Source organism: Pseudomonas helleri, from assembly GCF_001043025.1.
Classification (GTDB): domain Bacteria; phylum Pseudomonadota; class Gammaproteobacteria; order Pseudomonadales; family Pseudomonadaceae; genus Aquipseudomonas; species Aquipseudomonas helleri.
The window spans coordinates 189,946-207,590 of record NZ_JYLD01000007.1 but is presented as its reverse complement, the minus strand read 5'-3'; the positions used below and the strand labels follow the sequence as shown (position 1 = coordinate 207,590).

Annotated in this window: 13 protein-coding genes; 7 read left to right on the top strand and 6 right to left on the bottom strand. The window is 58.4% G+C overall.

All coding sequences use genetic code 11. The features are described 5' to 3' along the window. Positions 1–35: 35 nt before the first annotated feature. The 3 genes from TU84_RS13485 to TU84_RS25580 all read right to left on the bottom strand — a co-directional run bounded on the left by TU84_RS13485 (position 36) and on the right by TU84_RS25580 (position 6,495). Positions 36–4,709: a DUF6543 domain-containing protein gene (locus tag TU84_RS13485; RefSeq protein WP_048369689.1), complete on the bottom strand. Its 4,674-nt coding sequence runs from the start codon at positions 4,707–4,709 to the stop codon at positions 36–38. A gap of 153 nt (positions 4,710–4,862) precedes the next feature. Beyond that, positions 4,863–5,126: a hypothetical protein gene (locus TU84_RS13480; protein ID WP_048369687.1), complete on the bottom strand. Its 264-nt coding sequence runs from the start codon at positions 5,124–5,126 to the stop codon at positions 4,863–4,865. A gap of 337 nt (positions 5,127–5,463) precedes the next feature. Continuing rightward, entirely contained in the window at positions 5,464–6,495 is a 1,032-nt protein-coding gene (locus TU84_RS25580; protein WP_082148719.1) for an RHS repeat-associated core domain-containing protein, read from the bottom strand. Positions 6,496–6,625: 130 nt separating this feature from the next. Between TU84_RS25580 and TU84_RS13470 the strand changes: the two genes are divergently transcribed. The 5 genes from TU84_RS13470 to TU84_RS13450 all read left to right on the top strand — a co-directional run bounded on the left by TU84_RS13470 (position 6,626) and on the right by TU84_RS13450 (position 13,087). Next, positions 6,626–8,380: a sensor histidine kinase gene (locus TU84_RS13470; RefSeq protein ID WP_048369685.1), complete on the top strand. Its 1,755-nt coding sequence runs from the start codon at positions 6,626–6,628 to the stop codon at positions 8,378–8,380. Between the two features lie 3 nt (positions 8,381–8,383). Further along, positions 8,384–9,718, top strand: coding sequence for a sigma-54-dependent transcriptional regulator (locus tag TU84_RS13465; RefSeq protein ID WP_048369684.1), 1,335 nt, complete (start codon positions 8,384–8,386; stop codon positions 9,716–9,718). Positions 9,719–10,366: 648 nt separating this feature from the next. Continuing rightward, positions 10,367–11,689, top strand: coding sequence for an MFS transporter (locus TU84_RS13460; RefSeq protein WP_048369682.1), 1,323 nt, complete (start codon positions 10,367–10,369; stop codon positions 11,687–11,689). A gap of 353 nt (positions 11,690–12,042) precedes the next feature. After that, entirely contained in the window at positions 12,043–12,339 is a 297-nt protein-coding gene (locus TU84_RS13455; protein WP_048369681.1) for a hypothetical protein, read from the top strand. Between the two features lie 127 nt (positions 12,340–12,466). Further along, positions 12,467–13,087: a flavin reductase family protein gene (locus tag TU84_RS13450; protein WP_048369679.1), complete on the top strand. Its 621-nt coding sequence runs from the start codon at positions 12,467–12,469 to the stop codon at positions 13,085–13,087. Here TU84_RS13450 and TU84_RS13445 read toward each other — a convergent pair whose 3' ends face one another. Together TU84_RS13445 and TU84_RS13440 are read right to left on the bottom strand one after the other, a co-directional pair. Further along, entirely contained in the window at positions 13,088–13,330 is a 243-nt protein-coding gene (locus TU84_RS13445; protein ID WP_048369677.1) for a hypothetical protein, read from the bottom strand. 42 nt (positions 13,331–13,372) lie between these two features. Further along, positions 13,373–13,702 (bottom strand): putative quinol monooxygenase, encoded by a 330-nt coding sequence (locus tag TU84_RS13440; protein WP_048369675.1) that lies wholly within the window; start codon positions 13,700–13,702, stop codon positions 13,373–13,375. 319 nt (positions 13,703–14,021) lie between these two features. Here TU84_RS13440 and TU84_RS13435 point away from each other — a divergent pair, with 319 nt between their 5' ends. Continuing rightward, positions 14,022–14,951 (top strand): AraC family transcriptional regulator, encoded by a 930-nt coding sequence (locus tag TU84_RS13435; RefSeq protein WP_048369673.1) that lies wholly within the window; start codon positions 14,022–14,024, stop codon positions 14,949–14,951. On the opposite strand, the gene TU84_RS13430 is transcribed toward TU84_RS13435, so the two are convergent. After that, positions 14,946–16,583: a 5-guanidino-2-oxopentanoate decarboxylase gene (locus tag TU84_RS13430; protein ID WP_048369671.1), complete on the bottom strand. Its 1,638-nt coding sequence runs from the start codon at positions 16,581–16,583 to the stop codon at positions 14,946–14,948. The two genes, TU84_RS13435 and TU84_RS13430, sit on opposite strands and share 6 nt — an antisense overlap. A gap of 115 nt (positions 16,584–16,698) precedes the next feature. Between TU84_RS13430 and TU84_RS13425 the strand changes: the two genes are divergently transcribed. Continuing rightward, positions 16,699–17,583, top strand: a complete 885-nt coding sequence (locus TU84_RS13425; protein ID WP_048369875.1) for a LysR substrate-binding domain-containing protein — start codon at positions 16,699–16,701, stop codon at positions 17,581–17,583. The last annotated feature ends 62 nt before the right edge of the window (positions 17,584–17,645 follow it).

The following is a 17,645-nucleotide window of genomic DNA, read 5'->3' as shown; positions in this document are numbered from 1 at the left end:
TTGGCCCGATGTGCGACAGCCAATGCCTGAATCTTTTAGTTCAGGCTGTGCGTGTCACTGACATCCTTGACACCCATTGCTGCCCGTTCAGTGGGTTGCAGCGCATGCAGAATCGACGACAGCAAATTATTGCCATTCACAGACTCCGGGTTTACCGGTTGGCCTTCGCGTGACCAGGCACGGTAACGGCCATCGCGCAGGACCAACACCCGCGTCGCCGGAGCATCTTCGGCGCCAATACGGTCAAGCACTTTGCCGGTGATACTGGCGTCACGCACTTCAATGCTCACGTCACCCGGCCACCCCGGTAGCGACTTCAACAGGTGCAGCGTGAATTTTTCGCTGTCCGGCGTCGCCGTGGCGTTAAGGTACAAGCCCTCGTAGGCGCGGGCCAGCCTGACTTCTTTGGCCGTCCATTGCAGCTGCTCGGTGACACGTGGCGGCACCAGCCCTTTATCCAGGTAATGGATGCGCTCATGTCGTGAGACATGCAGAACCACGTGTTCGATAACGCTTTTGGGTAAATGCGGGTGCTGCTTTTGCACAAGCTGCACGTGCGGATCTGCACTGTGCTCCTGGTTCTCGTAGATCGACCTGAACAGGTTGGCTTCACGCTTTAACGCGTGGGCGGCGATTTTCTTTGCCAGGGCCAGCATCCGGTTCTCAATGATCGGGTTGTACTCCCCCAACAACGCACGGGTGTCGGCCTCATTCAGGTTCATCAGCAAGGTGCGCAGGAACCGCCCATTGCGCGAGGCTTCAATGGACATGCGGATGCGCGGCAAGGCGCTGTCCAGATCAGCACCGTATTCCTTCATGACCGCGCCTTGGGCATCGGTTATTTGCAGGACTATGTTACGGGGCCAGCCCGGCAGACTTTGAATCAGCAACAGTTGAAAATCACCGCTCGCCTTGGACAGCGTGTGATGGGCCTGCATGTTGTTAACAAAGTCATTGATGTCATCCTCAATCTTGAAACGCTTCCAGGTGTCCATCAGCAAAGGTGGCGGCGCGAGGTTATTGATATGCACACGGCGCAATACCCCTTCATCCGTGTGGCTCACGGTCATGATCTGGCGCCCCACCTCATCGCTGAAAGTGGACCGCTGGGCACGCAAGCGACGCAATAACTTCAGCCCGTCCCACTGTTGCGGCCGCTCGGTTTGCTGACGCCAGGCGCCCTTGTAGTTGTGTTCCAGAATGGGGGTATTCACACCGGGCTTATCGGGATGCACCATACGCCACTTGTGAATGACGCGGTCAAACTCAACCTGGTAAGCCGCGCCGTACAAGGCCACATAGGCCTTGCCCTGGACGTCATAGAGCCCCAACTCACCCGGGGGCTGTTGAAACGACAGTGGTACGTCGCGTTCATACTGGGCCGTGGTGGTGTCCCACAGGTTCACCTCACCATTGGCCTGGCGATTGGCACGCATGGCATCACCCAAGGTCTGGCGCAGGCCGTCGATGCTGGCGCCAGCCCCACCCAGTGTTTGACGCTCTTCATGGCTCAAAAACTGACTGAGCGCCAAGAAAAAACTGTCAGGGGTCTGGGAGTACGTTACCAACTCGCCAGTGTGCAAATTAGTGGCCTGATACACCCCATGCCCCTGGTGGGTCAGCACCACGGTGGTGTCATCTGGCCCAGTGGCAATCGGGGCTGGTAATTGTGGCGTACGGGTTGCTTCCACAACCACCAACTGGCGACCCAGCTTGTCGTGCAATACGCCGCGGGCAAACTCACGCACCCACAGATCGCCATCAGAGTTAAAGGCACGACGGTGATAAATAGTGTCCAGCGCCAGATCGGTCCGCAGTTTTGTCTTTAAGCGCTCGGAGGCGTAGTCAAACGCCAAAGGCTGGGCGTTATGCTCCAGCGCCCGTGTCACAGCGTAGGTATTGAACGGATGAGCCTCCAGCAACGTCTCCAGGCTCTCAATCGACAACGACGGGTTGAGCTCGTGTAACTTGGCCAACAACGCTGTGGTCGACTCCGACAGCGGGGGGCAGACCAACGGCAAATACTGTTTGGCCGGGTCTGAACTGGCCACCGGATCACTGCGCTTGTGCCCTTCCAGCACGGTGAAGGCTTGGAACAGCAAGGTTTTGTCGTCACGAGCCAGGTTAGCGATTTGCTCACGCACCGAGGCAATTCGGCCGGTTTTGCTGATATCGGGATTGCCATTACGCCCAAGGGGGGACTCGGCCGACAGTTGATCCAGAATCAAGCTGAACATCTGCTCCACTTGGGCGCTGCCCTGGGTGGCATCGTGCCTGGCGACATACGTGCCATGATCCAGACGCTTGAGTTCAACGTGGCTCTGAAAGGTTCCGGCCTGCGGGTCCTGGCCATACGTCTCGACCAACTGGCCCTGCTGGTTGAACACATCGAGCACGGTATCGGCCGGCCAGTCAGGCAACTGGGTCAACAGGGCCAACACGGCGCTGTCCGCGTTGGCCGGCATTTCCCCGCGCAACGGCAGCTCGTTGATGATCCTGTCGATCAACTGGTCTGCGTGCAAACGGCGAACACCATCGGCCAACGGGCCAGAGACCAGCTCGCCTTGCCAGACGTTGAGCAACTGCTCGCGGGGGGTGCCGGTAATGTCCAGCAGCCGCTCAATCTGCCCTTGAGCCGCGTCAGGCGTGTTACCGGGCAACATGCGCTGCAACAGCTGTGCGTCGCCCAGTGCTTGAACATCGTCCAGCGCCAGGTGCCACACCTGGTGCACGGGGTCGTATTTCACGGCAGGCGTGAAGGCTTGTGCGTTGTCTGCTTTCAACGCGTAATGTTGGGCCTTCGGGTCGTAAGTGACTTCAACCGCCACCGTCTGATCGCCCTCCTGCACCTTGGCGTAGACCTTGCCATCACGCTCATACAGGCCTTCGCTGTTGGGTGTCAGGTTATCGAGCGCCGCCAGGTGCGGGTAAGCCGTTAACTGCGGGCTCCACAGCTCGGCCGTACCGTCCGCACGGGTGACCTTGCGTGGCTGGCCAAGGGTATTCCAAAGCGTGCTCATGCGTTGGCGGTGTACCCGGCTGGCCACCCCGATCAACCGGGCGTTGATCAGCAGGTCTGCGGTATCGGCCATCGCACTGGCAAAGGTCGTGGACTCGCCTTTAACAGCCTGCATCACCCCCTGCACAACGCTATAGCTCAGCGAGCCGAACACTGCGACCTGCATGATCTTGTTGAGCCCCTGCACGCCCCCCGGCACAGGCGTGGTCAGCATACCGAGCACCTCATTGGCGATATCACTCAGCGCATCTTTGAACGCTTGCCAGTCGCGTACGGACTTACGGGTGGCCAACTGGCTCAAGTTAGCGCGGTAACGGTGCAGGTGACGATGGGTAATGAAGGGCACAATGCCCGGCGAGTCGGACAGCCTCATTTCAACAAACAGGCGCAGGCTGTCCAGATCGGCCTCGGGGAAAACACTCGTGAAACTGTCATACAAAACACCCGCCAGCCATGTCAGCCCTTTGGGCTTGGCTTCTTTACTCAGCAACTTGCTGAAAAAGCCCAAGTCTTTCAACGACAGCTGTTGGGTAAACCAGCCCAATTGCCCTTTGCGATAGTCATATTTGATCTGGTTAAGAAAGTGGGAAAACGCGTCGGGCACATCTTTGTGCCAACGCAGCGCACCTCCCAGGCGCTGCGGGAAATAACTGTAAACGCCCCACTCGCCTTCGAGCTTGATCATAAACAGCGGGGGGTCCATCTCATTTTCCCTGCTGCTGCTAAACGGCGGCAGAGGTATATCGACATCCTTTACATAATCGAAGCTGTCTTCATCGCCAAACAACAGAGACGTGTCAGCGCTTCTGGCTAACTGCAAAGGGTTGAGACTAAGTTCCTTCTTGGTCGTGCTCATTGAAACAGGCCAGATGTGCGCTGGCGTTTCACCCTTGAACATCGAGGCCAGCTTGTCATGCTCATCTTTAAACAGTTTTGACTGGCGCGGGGTTCGCAAAGCCTCCAGCAACTCGAACTCAAAACAGCTACTCACCACCTCCTCGGCGCGTTGGTACAAAGACCCGCCAGGGCCGACAGCTGCATCCAGGACGGCCTTTAATTGAGTGCCGAGATCCAGCGAGCGCACAATGGCAATAAACGGCCCCGCCGGGTGCCCCGGCAAGTCACTGTTGTAGTCAATAAAGCTGGCTTGTTCATAGCTAAAAGGCTTGAGCAGTAACGAGTCGGTTCGGTAGCTGAAGTTCTCGCACGCGGCATCCCAGAGGGACACCGATTTAAGGTGCTCTTTAAATTTTGACTCATCCAGCGCGCGCGGCGTACGTGAAGGCGTGGGCCTGAACGTGGGTGCCTGAGTGGCACTTTTATCGCCCCTCAGTCGCGCGAGATACTCAATAAAGTCCTCCTCCACCTCTTCACGGTAGCGCGTATAAATTCGCGCCTTTTCGGGGTCGATATCCACCCCCAGAAGTGTTTTTAGCTCGCTTTTGAGCTGTGCCAGATGAGTGGTCTTGAACGTATCTTTTAGACGCTTGAGTTCCTGATCCAGGTTCTTTAGCGACTGCTCACAGCGCTTGAACAGTTCGGGGTAGCGCTTTTTCTGTTCGAGCGTCAGTGAAGCGAATTGCTCTTCATAAATGGCCGACACATAAGCAAGGGCTTCTTTCTGCGCCCACTGGGTACTGGACAGGAGCAACGGTGCGCGTTGGCGAACCGCGGGTGATCGACTGGTCATGGATATGACTCCGTTGGAGGAATGCGCCAACGTAGCAACCCCACCTTCGGGACATGCACTACATAGATAACGGCCCACGGCTGCGATCTTTTGAACCTGCGTGAGCGTCAAAAGTCGCAGTCTGTGACAGCGATCAATACATGGGGTCGGGGATCATTGCGCCTGCAAGCGGCGCCCCAGTGCGTCCATCAAATCGCAGCCATCGCGCAACAACAGCGCCGCAGCCTCAGTGATGTGTTTAAGGTCGACGCTGTCCGCGTTAAAGCCCTCAAGGCGGCTCACGCTTTCAAGCAAGTGGGTGACGGCCAGAATCCGCGCAGCGGCGTTGGCGTGAATCACATCGGGTGGGGTTTGGGTGTCGATCAACATGCACGGGATCAGGCAGTCGATGGCGGTCATGGGAATAGTAGTGCTCATAGGATGTAGCCTCATTTGTCGGTAAGGAAAGACCACCACCTGATCGTCGCCAAACGATCAGGTGGCAGCTGTACGCAGGTTGGCGAACCGAGACAAATGAACCGGCAGACCCGAAGATCTCCCACGCACAGCTGCCATAACAGCATGATGCGCACACGAATACTCCTGCAATCAGCAAAGAGCTTTCGCACATTGTCTACGAGTCGCCAAACCCGGTCGCCATGTGGGCGACCGGGGGACTATAGGCTTCACGGTTGAGTGAGGCAAGGTGTGAGTTGAAGTATTAGCAGGTGTAAAATCCCCACCCATCAAAACACTCTAAGCCATGACTAAAAAATCATTCAAATTGGCGGATTTTTTCTTTCACCTCAGACAAGTTCGATTCAAATCGCCGAACACTAATAGACTCTTCTGCGACCGTTATCAGCTTCCCATCCAGCCCCGCCCCTATATATTCACGAGAATAAAATGCCTGAACGCTCACAACATCATTAAATCCAACTTTGTATAACGATTTACTAGAAGAGACCACTGCAGGCCCTGTCATGAAGGGTGACTCAGTATTCACAGTCAACATTACGTTTTTTCTAGCTTCTTTCCATTCCGGCAGTAAGGCTTTAGACGCCGAAGATGCTTTATTTCTTTGCTTTAAAAATAGACTCTCATCTTTAGCTTTATTTTTTAAGATCTTGCGTTTTGCACCTAGCCGATCGTAATTCTCACTCGCAGCTCGCCACACTTGCGTCCCTTCCGAAGAATTCAGTGAGCGATGAGTAGGTAAAGGCTCTGTGGTCTTAAACACTGCGCTCCACCTTTTTCTAAGTGCCCCCCAGAAACGCCAAGCATGCCCATCTTCATCAGTGCGATTAATCGGGTCTCCCCCGCAGTATCCATAGGCATTTATTCCGCCCTCCCTAAACGGGCTGAGATTGTCTGGACTATTGAAACGCATCAACACTGGATTAAAGGCTCGATGACCATTACCCAAAAGATAATGACCGGTCACAGGATCAGCGCATTCGCCATTAAAACCAAGTAACACATATTTACCACCAGCGGATGCTCTATAGCCGTAAGGGCAATAAGCCACGCTTTTATCAGACCTAACATATGACGGATTTAAGACAGTGCGCCCTCTATCTGTCACCAGCAAAACGGTGTCATCCGTCAAGTAAGAACGCTGGTGAGCTAACAAATAATCTTTAGTCTGAAAAACGCTCTCTTTCAGCGCCCCCTGAACTAACGTAGATAATCGATTGATGTTATGAAAACGCTGAGCCATTACCGTTGGCGCATTACCACAACTCGATAACCGATCCAAAGGGTCATAAATATAACGGTATAGATCTCTATTTTGGGAGGATGGCATCAGACTGACCTCAAACTTAAGAGTGAGCCCTGAGCATTCAAACAATTTCAGTGTTTGCCTACTGGCAGAACTGCTAGGTAGATCGCCGCCATGCTATGGTTTGCGCCCCCCATTCATGCCCCTGCCCCTTATGCCTGCGACTGCTCGCCACCTGCGTCTGGCCCTGTATACCCTGCTGATTGTGATCGGCGCCGCTCTGGCTGGCGGCTGGGCGATGCATCAGGCCGAGCGCCATGCGCTGGAAGAAAGCGCCAGGCGCGGGCCCGAGCAGTTAAACCTGTATGCCAATTCTTTGCATACCTTGATTGAACGCTACCGCGCCCTGCCCGCTGTGCTGGCGCTGGACACCGAATTGATCACGGCCTTTAGTGGCCCGATGACGCCCGAGCTGCAATGCGCACTCAACCGCAAGCTGGAGCGCATTAACGGCGCGGCGAAGTCCTCGACCCTTGAGCTCATGGACCATACCGGGCTGGCCGTGGCGGCCAGTAACTGGAACACCGCCAACAGTTATGTCGGCCACAATTACGCGTTTCGCCCCTATTTCAAGCAAACCCTGGTCGAAGGTACCGGTAGCTTTTATGCCGTAGGCGTGACCAGCGGTATCCCCGGTTACTTTTTATCCAGCGCCATTCACGATGCCCAGGGTAAGTTTTTGGGCGCGATGGTGGTCAAGCTGGAGTTCCCGGAGCTGGAGCGCGAATGGAGCCATGGCAACGACATTTTGCTGGTGAGCGATGCTAAGGGCATTGTCTTTATCGCCAACCAGCCGGGCTGGCGCTATCGTCATTTGCGGCCGTTGTCTGATCAGGACCGCAGCGAAATCACCGTCACCCGCCAGTACCACAAACAGCCGCTAACGCCGCTGAACACCCGCACCTTGCGCAGCTTTGACGACAACAGCTTCCTGACCCGCACCGAAGGCCCGGACGGCTCGCAAGACTATCTGTGGGAGTCGCTGGCGCTCAGCGCCGAAGGCTGGACCCTGCATTTACTGCGGCGCCCGGACATCTCAGCCGAAGACCGCCGCAATGCCGCCCTCGCCGGGGTTGGCCTGTGGCTGACTGTGGTGTTTTTGGGGCTGTTTTTGCTGCAGCGCTGGCGCCTGTCGCGGTTACGCCAGCGCAACCGGGCCGAGCTTGAGCAACTGGTCGAAGACCGCACCCGCGACTTGCGCACCGCCCAGGACGGCCTGGTGCAATCGGCCAAGCTCGCGGCGCTGGGCCAGATGTCTGCCGCGCTCGCCCATGAAATCAACCAGCCGCTCACTGCCCAGCGCATGCAGTTGGCGACCTTGCGCCTGTTGCTCGATCACGGCCGCATCGACGAGGCTTACCAGGCCCTGGCGCCACTGGACAACATGCTCACGCGCATGGCCGCGCTCACCGGGCACCTTAAGACCTACGCCCGGCAAAGCCCCAGCGGCCTGCGTGAAAAGCTTGATCTGGCGACCGTCGTCGACCATGCCTTACACCTGCTGGAGCCGCGTTTGCAGGAGCAAGCCATTGACCTGCACGTGGACCTCACGCGCCCGGCCTGGGTGCGCGGTGACGCGATTCGCCTGGAGCAAGTGCTGATCAACGTGCTGCGCAACGCACTGGATGCCCTGCGCGATGCACCGAACAAACGTTTAGAAATCCGTATCGAGGCGGATCAGCAGGTCTGGCACTTGACCGTCAGCGACAGTGGCGGCGGGATTCGCGAAGAGCATTTGGGTAAAATCTTCGATCCGTTTTTCACTACCAAGCCGGTGGGCGACGGACTGGGGCTCGGGCTGGCGGTGTCTTACGCCATTGTTCACGAACTCGGCGGCCGTCTGACCGCCAGCAACCAGGGCGAGGGCGCGCTGTTTACGCTGACGCTGCCGATCGCACAGGACTCTTGAAGCATGCTCAATTCAGTGATCGTGGTCGATGATGAGGCCAGTATTCGCAGTGCCGTGGAGCAATGGCTAAGCCTGAGCGGGTTTGCGGTGCAGCTGTTCAGTTGCGCCGAAGACTGCCTGCGCCAGCTGCCGCCGCACTTTGCCGGGGTGGTGGTCAGTGATGTGCGCATGCCCGGCATGGGAGGCCTCGCCCTGCTCAGCCAGTTGCAGCAACTGGACCCGGACCTGCCGGTGATTCTGCTGACCGGGCATGGCGACGTGCCGATGGCCGTCGAGGCCATGCGCGATGGCGCCTACGACTTTCTGGAAAAACCCTTCAGCCCCGAAGCGCTGCTCAGCAGCCTGCGCCGGGCCCTGGAAAAGCGCCAACTGGTCCTGGAAAACCGCCGCCTGCATGAACAGGCCGACCTGCGCGAACAGATTGACGGGCGCTTGCTCGGCGTGTCACGCAGCGTGCAGACCTTGCGCCGACAGATCATTGATTTGGCGCCATTGCCGGTCAACGTGCTGATCCGTGGCGAAACCGGCAGCGGCAAAGAACTGGTCGCCCGCTGCCTGCATGACTTTGGCCCGCGTGCAGACAAACCCTTTGTGGCGTTGAACTGTGCGGCCATCCCTGAGCAACTGTTTGAGGCCGAGCTGTTTGGCCATGAAAACGGTGCCTTCACCGGCGCCCAGGGCAAACGTATCGGCAAGCTGGAATACGCCGACGGCGGCACGTTGTTTCTCGATGAGATAGAGAGCATGCCCCTGGCCCAGCAAGCCAAATTGCTGCGGGTGTTGCAGGAGCAAAAATTGGAGCGTTTGGGCTCCAACCAGAGCATCCCTGTGGATTTGCGCGTAGTGGCCGCCACCAAACCGGACTTGCTCGACGAAGCGCGGGCCGGGCGTTTTCGTGAAGACCTGGCCTATCGCCTGACCGTGGCCGAACTGCGACTGGCGCCGTTGCGTGATCGCCGCGAAGACATTGCCCTGTTGTATGAGGCGTTCGCCCGCCAGGCCGCAGAACGGCTGGGGCGCAGCGCCCCGCCCGTGACCGGGCCGCATCTGGCGCACTTGCTCAGCCACCACTGGCCGGGCAATGTGCGCGAACTGGCGAACACCGCCGAGCGGCACGTGCTGGGGCTGGGCGAGCCGCAGTTCGATGACATTGACGCAAGCCAATCGCTGGTCGCGCAGCAAGAAGCCTTTGAAGCGCAATGCTTGCGGGCGGCGTTGACGCGCCACAAAGGCGATATCAAGGCCGTGCTCAACGAACTGCAACTGCCCCGCCGCACCCTGAATGAAAAGATGCAGCGCCATGGCTTGGTGCGCGAAGCGTTTTTGAATGCTGAATAAAACAATTCATTTGTAGGAGCGAGCTTGCTCGCGATCTTTTGATCTAGATCTTGCTTTTGATCTTGATCTAAAAGGCCCCATTAAACCACGCTGGCCGAACGCAGGTTTTGCGCAGTGGGTAACCCGGCAGGACGCCGGGTTAGCCGCGACACGGCCATGGATGGCCGATCGCGGCGGGCCCACGGAGCAAGGCCTGTGGTGAGGGCATGCCGAGCCAAAGCGAGGCACCGAGGGGTAGGGGCAAAAGCGTTTTGGTTACTTTGCCGCTTTTGCAAAGTGACGCGGCGTAAGGCCGGAACCCTAAGTGGCCGTTGCCGCAGCAACGGATATGTACTCAAGTCAAGAGCCCCCTCACCCTAGCCCTCTCCCGAAGGAGAGGGAACCGATTGGGGGATGCTGAAGATACTCGGCGGCCTGTTTGCTGCGCGACAGCGCGGCGTCGAAGGCGGGGCGGCCCCTCCTACAGATTTGTGATCTGTAGGCGGATTTCCGCTTACGCATAATCACCAACCAGCGGATTCCCGCTCATTCCTTGTTTGAAACCCTTGTAAACCGGGCATTCAAGCCTTGGCACAAGTTCTGCTATAGCCCCCGCAAGCTCGCGTTTTGCCGCGCTATAACAAAACCAAGAAAACAAGGATCCATTCAATGGATAACTCAAGCACCCTGCCTGCCGGGTCTGCGTCTGCAGCACCCCAAGCCAAAACCACCTCCAGCCGCATCAAGTCCATTTTCAGTGGCTCGGTCGGCAACATGGTCGAATGGTACGACTGGTACGTGTACGCCGCGTTCTCGCTGTACTTCGCCAAGGCCTTTTTCCCCAAAGGCGACACCACCGCTCAATTGCTCAACACCGCCGCGATTTTCGCCGTGGGCTTTTTGATGCGCCCTATCGGTGGCTGGCTGATGGGTCTGTACGCAGACCGTAAAGGCCGTAAAGCCGCCCTCATGGCGTCGGTCTTGCTGATGTGTTTCGGCTCGCTGGTCATCGCCCTGTCCCCTGGCTACGAGACCATTGGCGTCTGGGCCCCGGTATTGCTGGTGTTCGCCCGTTTGCTGCAAGGTTTGTCGGTGGGTGGCGAATACGGCACCTCGGCCACTTACCTCAGTGAAATGGCCACCAAGGAGCGTCGTGGCTTCTTCTCCAGCTTCCAGTACGTGACCCTGATCTCGGGCCAGCTCATCGCGCTGGGCGTGTTGATCATCCTGCAACAAACCCTGACTGAAGAGCAGCTGTACAGCTGGGGCTGGCGTATTCCGTTTGTGATCGGTGCCTTGTGCGCCGTGGTCGCGCTGTGGTTGCGTCGCGGCATGCAAGAGACCGAGTCGTTCAAGAAGGTCAAGGTCGAGAAAAAAGAAAGCGCGATGCGCACGCTGATGCGCCACCCCAAAGAGCTGCTGACCGTGGTTGGCCTGACCATGGGCGGGACACTGGCGTTTTACACCTACACCACGTACATGCAGAAATACCTGGTGAACACGGTCGGGATGAGCATCTCGGACTCCACCACGATTTCAGCCGCCACGCTGTTCTTGTTCATGTGCATCCAGCCGCTGGTGGGCGGGCTGTCTGACAAGATCGGCCGTCGCCCGATCCTGATTGCCTTCGGCGTGCTGGGTACCCTGTTCACGGTGCCGATCCTGACCACCCTGCACACCATCACCACCTGGTGGGGCGCGTTCTTCCTGATCATGGCCGCCCTGATCATCGTCAGCGGTTACACCTCGATCAACGCCGTGGTAAAGGCCGAGTTGTTCCCGACTGAAATCCGCGCACTGGGTGTTGGCCTGCCATACGCACTGACGGTGTCGATCTTCGGCGGTACCGCTGAATACATCGCGCTGTGGTTCAAGAGCGCAGGCATGGAAACCGGCTACTACTGGTACGTGACAGCGTGCATCGCCTGCTCGCTGCTGGTGTACGCGACCATGAAAGACACGCGCACTCACTCGCGCATCACCACCGACTAAGCCTTGCCTTAGCGTGATGTCCTGGCCTGCAGGAGCCCGATGACGGGTTCTTGCAGGGCCTGGATTGCCTCCCTTCCCCCTCCCCCCGCAACACCGCTGATTCGATTTTCTTGAATTAATAGTCAGTTAATTTTGTTAGCCCACTATCAATCTCAGCGAAACCTCAAAGACCACTGCCCGACATAACGCCTGAACGGAATGTAGAGCAGCCCTCTACCTTGTTTTCGCGCGGCGCTATATATCGAATTAACTGATTACTTAAGGCAATTTTTTGCGATTTTTAATCAAAATAATCGGCGTAGTCTTAAACCCATAGCGACACCAACCCGATTACTGCAACAAGGAGCACTATCATGAAAACCCAATTTATCCTCGCCGCTGCCCTCTCGGTTCTGGCTTTCAACACCTTCGCCGCGGATGGCTTTGACCGCACTCAGTCGGCAACTTTTGCTGAAGATGGCTACAGCAACACCCGCTCTGCCACCTTTGCTGCCGACGGTTACGACCGCACCCACTCTTCGAGCTTTGCTGAAGACGGCTACGACCGCACTCACTCGGCCACTCTGGCAGAAGACGGCTTTGACAACACTCGCTCAGCGACCTTTGCCGAAGATGGTTATGACCGCACCCAAGGTGCCCGCTTCAGCTAACACCTGCGGGTGACCCCACAGCCCGGCTTCGGCCGGGCTTAGTCATTTTTGGGGCTTGCGATTGTCTTCGGGGCAAATGGCTAGCAGACTATGGCCCCTCTATCTCAGCTGTTTGCGGATGCCTGCCATGCATGACGATATTCATTTCTACGAACCATCCAAGGGCCATGGATTGCCCCATGATCCGTTCAACGCCATTGTCGGGCCGCGCCCGATTGGCTGGATATCGTCGCAAGACGCCCAAGGTCAGTTGAACCTGGCGCCGTACAGCTTTTTTAACGCCTTCAATTACATCCCGCCGATCATTGGTTTTTGCAGCGTGGGCCGCAAAGACAGCCTCAATAACATTGAGCAAACCGGTGAGTTTGTCTGGAACCTGGCCACGCGCCCGTTGGCCGAGGCGATGAACCAAAGCTGCGCGCCGGTCGGGCCAGAGGTCGATGAGTTTGCGTTGGCTGGGTTGACGACCGTGGCCTCACGCGTGGTGAGCGTGCCGCGGGTGGCTGAAACGCCCGTGTCGTTTGAATGCAAGGTGACGCAGATCATTCAGCTGCAACGAGCCGACAAAGAGTTGGTGCCGAGTTGGTTGATTCTGGGTGAAGTGGTGGCGGTGCACATCGCCAAGCACTTGCTCAAGGACGGCATTTACGACACAGCAGCCGCTGAGCCTATTTTGCGTGGCGGCGGCCCGGCGGATTATTTCCAGTTGGGCCCTGAAGCCTTGTTCAGAATGCACCGCCCTAAATAATTACCAGACCAGCTCGCCGTCTTCGGTGACGTCTTTGAGGTGTTCAAGTTGCTGCTCTGCGGCGGCATCTGCGGCCGTGGCGGTCTTGAATACCTGATCGGTCAACAGCGTGTGAAAGCGCGGTGCCCCACCTTCGTACAAGGCCTTGACGGCAATGGCCACGTGGTAGGCACCCGCAACCCCCAGTTCAACCGGGACAACCGCTGATACCGCTTCAAAATGCTTGAACTCTTTACGCGCCATGTTTCACATTCCGGCCAGTGAAAAAAGCGCCATTCTACCCGTTTAACTGGCGCGCTTGCGCATCTGCGCCGAGGCCTGTTCGTTGAAGGTCTGAAAATCCAGACTGTCGACCACGTTCTGGTTGAGCAACGTGCTGAACACGTCCATCAACGGTGAGTTGAAGTACGCCTGCATTGCACATTGATCTTGCCAATAGCCCGCGACATGCCACAACAACGGGTCACTGTCACAGTGCTGCAAGGCAAAGTGCAGGCAACCCGGTGTTTTCAACGTCGGTTCGATCAGTTGTTTCAAGCACGCATGAACCTGGGCCGAACACCCTGCGCGCGCGCGGACCAGAGTCATGTGACTGACGGCATAGGACTGGGGCATGGAGGCCTCCACAAAGGAAAGTGGCGTGAGGGGAAGGTTCAAAGCTTAAGGGCCGGTGCTCAAGCGCCGTTAGTCGATTCCTGCCCCAGACTTGCACGATTCTGCAAAACCACCGCTTACTCCGCCCCGCTGTGCACTTGCGCGCGCCGGGCCGCCGATCGGAATTTCGAGCAATAGGGCCGCGCTGTAGCGGGCCAAATCAGCCTCTATTCGTCAGCGCTGGCAGGATCAGGCAAGTCTGCAGCAGAAATTGGCTACCCCTGCGCCTTGCACAAACTTAAGCTGTGGGCCTTCAACTGCTTGATCGAGGATGCCTCCCATGTCTGTGCCAGAAACACCGCGACCTGCGCTCGACAGCGCGCTTGAAAAACAGCGCGTGGAACTGGCCGACCTGATAACCCGGCACACCCAGCAAGACGGCTCGTTTGAGACCCGCATCAAGGCGCTGTTCGTGTCGCGTTACAGCCTGCCCAGCGACTTTTCACCCAGCCTGCCAAAACCTGCACTGTGCGTGATGGCTCAGGGCAATAAAGAGGTGCGTCTGGGGGATGAGTACTTCGCCTATGATCCGCTCAATTACCTGGTGGTGTCGGTGTCGATGCCCATCAGTGGTCGCGTGCTGGAAGTCTCTGCCGAAAAACCCATTCTGGCCTTGCGCCTGGACATTGACCCGGTAGAAATCACCACCTTGCTCAGCGAAGCGGGCCCCATGGGTGTGCCCTCACGCCCCGCCGGGTGCGGGCTGTACGTTGAACCCCTCGACCCGCCGATGCTTGATGCCTTGCTGCGCCTGACGCGGCTGCTCGACACGCCGAAAGACATCGCCATGCTGGCGCCCCTGATTCGCCGTGAGATTTTGTACCGCTTGCTGCGCAGCCCGCAGGGCTACCGTTTGTACGAAATTGCCAGCGAGAACAGCCAGACCCACCGCGTCAGCCGTGCGATTTCCTGGCTCAATGATCATTTCGAGCAACCGTTGCGCATCGACAGCCTGGCCCGTGAGGCCAATTTGAGTGTGTCGACGCTGCATCACCGCTTCAAGGCGATGACCGCCATGAGCCCGTTGCAGTATCAAAAGCAACTGCGCCTCAACGAAGCGCGGCGGCTGATGCTCAGTGAAGGGCTGGACGCCTCGGCGGCCGGGTATCGCGTGGGCTATGAAAGCGCCTCGCAATTCAGCCGCGAATACAGCCGCCAGTTCGGCGCGCCGCCCGCACGGGATCTGGCGCGCCTGCGCAGAAGTTTATAAGGCCAACGCCTGCTGCCAGAGGTGCTCGTCGACTTCAATCACGGTCGGCCCTTGGCGCTCAGCGGCGCTGACCAGCGCGGCGCGCAATTGCGCCTCGCCCTCAACCGCCAAGGCCGTGCAACCCAGCGCTTTGGCGGCGCCGACCAGGTCCGGGGTGTAGATGTCGACGCCCACTGGTTCGATGTCGCGGTTGAGCATGTACTTTTTAATCTCGCCGTAGCCCTGGTTGTTCCACAACAAGACGATGATTGGCGTGCGCGCTTCAACGGCGCTGGCCAGTTCTGGCAAGGTGAACTGCAAACCGCCATCACCGATCAGGCAGACCACCGGGCCAGGCTGCTGGCCGTTGGCAGTGCGCCCCAGCCAGGCGCCGATGGCGGCTGGCAAGGCATAGCCGAGGGTGCCGTAACCCGTCGATGAGTTAAACCAGCGCCGAGGCTGATCGGGGTTGAACGTGAGGTTGCCGGTGTACACCGGCTGGGTCGAATCACCCACGCACACAGCATTGGGCAGCACATCAAATACGGTCTGCAAAAAATGCGTTTGGGCACGGGTCGGCTCATCCCAAACAGCCGCCAATTCAGTGTTCAAACGCGCAGCCCGTGCGGCCCCCCAATCCGCCTCGCGCTCGGGCAATGCTTGCGCGCTGATACGCGCCAGCAAAGCTTCGGCAGCCAGTTGCGCATCGGCCACCAAAGCCAGTGCTGGCGGGTAATTGCGTACGGTTTGATCCGGGTCGATATCAATGCGCAACAAGGCACCGGGGATCTCAAAGCCTCCGGCAAAGGTCACGTCGTAATCGGTTTCGGCCAGTTCGGTGCCAATCGCCAGCACCACGTCGGCCTCAGCCACCAATGCCCGGGTGGCCACCAGCGTTTGCGTGGAGCCGATCAACAACGGGTGAGAGGCTGGCAGCATGCCCTTGGCGTTAATCGTCAGCGCCACCGGCGCACCCAACCGCTCGGCCAATTGCAGCAGCGCGGGCGCGGCGTCGATCGCCCCGCCACCGGCCAGGATCAGCGGGCGTTTGGCCTCGATCAGGCGCTGGCTCATCTGTTCCACTGCCGCCGGGGCCGCCCCAGGGCGCGCGATGCTGACGGGTTGGCTGTCGAGCAAGGCGTCGGCATTTTCTACCAGCACGTCGAGCGGGATCTCAATGTGCACCGGCCGTGGACGACCGGCCTGAAACAGCGCAAAAGCACGGGCCAGCACGCCGGGTAACTCGGCTGCCGACATCAGGGTGTGGGAAAACGCGGCAACGCCTGCCACCAATGCGCTTTGGTTCGGCAATTCGTGCAACTTGCCACGCCCGCCACCCAACTGGCTGCGCGATTGCACGCTGGAGATCACCAGCATCGGGATCGAGTCGGCGTAGGCCTGGCCCATCGCTGTGGTGATGTTGGTCATGCCCGGCCCGGTGATGATGAAACACACCCCCGGCTTGCCGCTGGTGCGCGCATAGCCGTCGGCCATAAAGCCTGCGCCCTGCTCATGACGCGGGGTGACGTGGTTGATCGGCGAACTGGCCAGCCCGCGATACAACTCGACGGTGTGCACGCCGGGGATGCCAAACACCTGCTCAACCCCATACGCTTCCAGCAACTTGACCAATACTTCGCCGCACGTCGCCATGGATACTGCCCTCTTGTTGTTCTCAAGTAATGAGCCATTGAAGCGGGCGCGTGTGGCGGACACAACGCAAACCTGCTCATACTAGCCATGTCCTGAATTCATGGCTGAGCTCAACATGAAACGTCTCCCGCCGCTGCCTGCCTTGCACACCTTTCTGATCACGGCCCAATGCTGCAATTTCACCCGCGCCGGTGAACAGCTGCACATCACCCAGGGCGCGGTGAGCCGGCAAATCGCCGGGCTTGAGGAACATTTGGGGTATGCGTTGTTTCATCGTCAGGCGCGTGGCCTGAGCCTGACTGAGCAGGGCCAGGCGCTTTACCCGCGCATTGAGCAGGTGTTTGACTTGATCGGCGAAGCGGTCGAGCACGCCAGCATCCGCCGCACGCCGCTGCAAATCAAAGCCCCGACCTGCATGCTGCGCTGGTTGCTGCCCAAATTGATGGCGTGGCAAAAACTGCGCCCTGACGTACCGGTCGAGCTGACCAGCAGCGTGCACCACGGCATCGATTTTCGCCGTGAAACCTTCGATGCGGCGGTGGTCTACAGCCCGCTGCCGGGGCCCAAGCGGGTGGGCCAACATTTGTTCGACGAACTACTCACGCCCGTCTGCGCGCCGCACCTGCTGCAAGGCCCTGATGCCATCAACAGCTTGCGCGACCTTGAGCAGCATACCTTTTTGCACCCCAGCCGAGACCAGCGGGACTGGGCTCAGTGGCTCAGCGTGGCGGGCGTTGAGGCATCGGCCATCCGCCAGAGCCAATACTTCGACACCCTGGATTTGGCCATGACCGTGGCCGCCCAAGGCAACGGCGTCGCGATGGGCGATTGCTCATTGATTGGCGAAGATTTGAAAGAGGGACGGCTGGCAATGCCATTTGACCTGACCGTGCGCACCGGCGCGGCCTACATGCTGGTGAGCTCCCCCAGCCAGGAACCGTCAGCGCCCTTGCGCGAATTGATGGACTGGCTGGTAGCACAAGCCACCACCCCTGCGTAGGAGCTCACGGTCTTTTAAAGATCAAAAGATCGCGAGGCGAGCTCGCTCCTACAAAGATTCGG